The organism is Pseudomonas sp. AC083, assembly GCF_979253165.1.
This window is the reverse complement of the sequence record NZ_CEEDDH010000349.1, coordinates 1-236: the sequence shown is the minus strand read 5'-3', so window position 1 is coordinate 236 and position 236 is coordinate 1. Positions and strand designations below refer to the sequence as shown.

Sequence of the window (236 nt, the reverse complement as noted above, 5' to 3'; positions counted from 1 at the left end):
CCCCCCGCGGCTCGCGGACATCGCGGCCCAGTCCGGGGTCAGCGAGGCCACCGTCAGCCGGGTCCTCAACGGCAAGGCGGGCGTGGCCGGCGCGACCCGGCACCGGGTCCTCGCCGCGCTCGACGTGCTCGGCTACGAGCGGCCGGTCCGGCTCAAACGGCGCAGCGCCGGCCTGGTCGGGCTGGTGGTGCCCGAGCTGACCAACCCGATCTTCCCCGCGTTCGCGCAGGTCATCG

At 76.3% G+C, this 236-nt stretch carries 1 protein-coding gene; it reads left to right on the top strand.

Going from position 1 to position 236, the window contains the following annotated elements:
* The coding region (locus AC0IXA_RS28150; RefSeq protein ID WP_471815019.1) for a LacI family DNA-binding transcriptional regulator at window positions 1-236 on the top strand (236 nt) is incomplete at both ends.